2 protein-coding genes and 1 pseudogene are annotated in these 2,308 nt (G+C 58.6%); 2 read left to right on the top strand and 1 reads right to left on the bottom strand.

Going from position 1 to position 2,308, the window contains the following annotated elements; translation table 11 throughout:
• Nucleotides 1–542, top strand: a 542-nt coding sequence (locus NW837_RS09725; RefSeq protein WP_414331088.1) for a choice-of-anchor J domain-containing protein, incomplete at its 5' end; no start/stop codon positions are given.
• Between the two features lie 277 nt (nt 543–819).
• On the opposite strand, the gene cbiD is transcribed toward NW837_RS09725, so the two are convergent.
• Nucleotides 820–1,926, bottom strand: a complete 1,107-nt coding sequence (gene cbiD / locus NW837_RS09720) for a cobalt-precorrin-5B (C(1))-methyltransferase CbiD (protein ID WP_414331085.1) — start codon at nt 1,924–1,926, stop codon at nt 820–822.
• Nucleotides 1,927–2,125: 199 nt separating this feature from the next.
• Between cbiD and NW837_RS09715 the strand changes: the two are divergent.
• A pseudogene (locus NW837_RS09715) lies at nt 2,126–2,308 on the top strand (hypothetical protein); the annotation flags it as partial.

Genomic DNA, 2,308 nt, shown 5'->3' with positions numbered 1-2,308 from the left:
CGACGCCCACACCGACACCAACTCCTCCTTCCGTTAACCTGCCTTTGACTGAAGGCTTTGATAACTGCAACCCTGCTCCAGCCGGCTGGCAGATTGTGGATGTGGACGGCGACACCAGTCGTTCCTGGCGTTGTGTCAACTCCCTTGCCGAGGCCAACGCTTTCAACGGTCAGCAACCGGGTAATGACTGGCTGATCACTCCTCCTCTGAACCTGGCTTCCGTCAGCAACCCAGTTCTGACCTTCCGCAATCGGAGTTCTTTTAGCGATAACGGCCTTCCTCCTTCGCAACAACTAAGCGTTCTTTACTCCACCAACTACAGCGGTGCAGGCACTCCAGCGGCAGTGAATGCAGCCACTTGGACTGCTCTGACGATTCCCACTCTCTCTACGGGCAGCTTCGTCGACTCCGGCCCGATTTCTCTGGCTGGGATCCAGCCTTCCAACCGTGTTTACATTGCCTTCCGCTATCGCTCTTCTGGTACAGCTTCCGGCTCGGCCACTCGCTGGCAGGTGGATAGTGTCAACATCTCCGGGAACTAGGTGTGGGATCCTAGTGCCAACCTGAGTCTGATTGGCAGTGGCTGGGAAAGTGGATCTGCTTCCTCAGCCGTAACGCTCTCCTATGTGGTCTTGGCCGGGATCCACCGTTGCTCAGCGGGTTTCGAGCAGAGGGATTGACTTTTGGAGCACGGACTAAAGGGAGAGGAGCCGGGGGTGGTTGCCTTTGGCGGCACGGAGCGCTTAAGACACTTCGGGAGAAAAATGGTTGAGGATCCGGGGGGATTGCAATGTCCTCGTCTCAATCGAAATGACCTCATTATGGGATCCCCACCTGGGCGCAGATTTGCCCCTGTCGGTCGAACAACGTCACCGCCAACAGCAGGGATCGACCGGCATACTTTTGCACATAGCCTGCGGCTCGCTCCAGGATTTGACGGGCCAACTCCTCCATCACGGGTGCTGCCCAGCCAAGGCCATCCAGATAGTGCACCGCTGCCTCTACTGTCCGCAACTCCAACACCTGCCGCGCCTGTTCTGCCGTTCCCCCACGCCGGATCAGGGCTGCCGCCAGAATTTCCAAGCGGGCATCGGCCACGTGGCTGGAAGTGGTGAAGATCCCCCCTGCCAGCTTGATCAGCTTGCCGTGGTAGCCGATCAAATGAATGGACTCCGCCCCCCGCAGCGCCGCTTCCACCAGCAACGGCCCTATCCAATTGGCTACTCGCAGGATCTGGTCTTCCGGGATCCCTTGCCGCAGCGCCACCTGCTGCCCATGGCTGCCCACGCAAAAGATCAAATGCTTGTGCCGCTCCAACTTTTGTTGCAGCTCTTGGCGGGCTTGCTCTAAGCTCTCAACACTTGAGGAAGGCTCCACCTCCGCCCGCGTTCCCAACAGGGCCAGCCCTTCCAGCACCCCAAAAGCGGCATTGGAGGTGCGCTCCGCCAGGAGCTTTCCTTCCGGCAAAATGATGCGCACCCGCAGGCGGCAGCCCTCTGGGATCCCGGGCAAAAGATTGATCTCAAACAAACGGCGGGCATAGGCATAAATGGCCGGGCTGCCATCGGTGCGTCGCCCCAGCCCTTCCCCGGCTTCCAAGATCAAGGGGGGATCCTCGGGATCCCTCTCCTCCAACCTCACCCAAGCCCAGACCGGTGTGTCGCGGGTGAGATCCAGGTGGGGGCCGGGATCCGAGCGGGTAATGGCCAGAGCTGTTGTCTTCTCCAAGGCAGCTACCTGCTCCACTGGGATCCGGATCCGAGCCTCAAGGGACCGGGGCTCAGCCTGCACCGCAACAACCAAGCGCCCCCCTTCCTTCTCCAAAGGGATCCCCAGAAGGTGGTGAAGAGCAGCTCTGGCCGAAGCAACGGCGAAAACCGGCAAGGTATAGCCCCGCGGTCGGGATCCCTGAACAGCATCCTGCATCTGCAGAGATTTTTGCTTGGGAAATGGGTAACCGGAAAACCAAAATCTCCGGAAAATGCACACCTCAATTGTGGCTTGTGAGAGAACCCAGGAGTTTCGGGGAACACCTCCCGGAAGCAATCGTTAAATGATCTGGGGGAAGAAGAGGGGATCCGAAATTTGCCTTTTTCAATGAAGGTAGTCGAAAACTGGGGCAGCTATGAGCGAAGCAGTGCAGCACTACCTTGAGCGTCTGGAGTCGCAAATACAGGAGCTAAAAGCTGCCATCGAGCGGATGCCCGAGCAGGTGGTGGCTGTTCTCCTGGCTACCCAGGAAGCCAAAAAAAACACCCCCGCCCCCTCCCGTTACAGCGTTCTAATCTCAGACTTGGTGGAAGATGGC

It is taken from the genome of Synechococcus sp. R6-10, assembly GCF_047461815.1.
GTDB lineage: Bacteria > Cyanobacteriota > Cyanobacteriia > Thermostichales > Thermostichaceae > Thermostichus.
The sequence above is the reverse complement of the archived record's forward strand: the minus strand, read 5'-3'. Positions and strand labels throughout refer to the sequence as shown.

Excerpts from the sequence above, each read along its gene's own strand:
- cbiD (WP_414331085.1), bottom strand. The coding sequence starts at position 1,926 with ATGCAGGATGCTGTTCAGGGATCCCGACCGCGGGGCTATACCTTGCCG.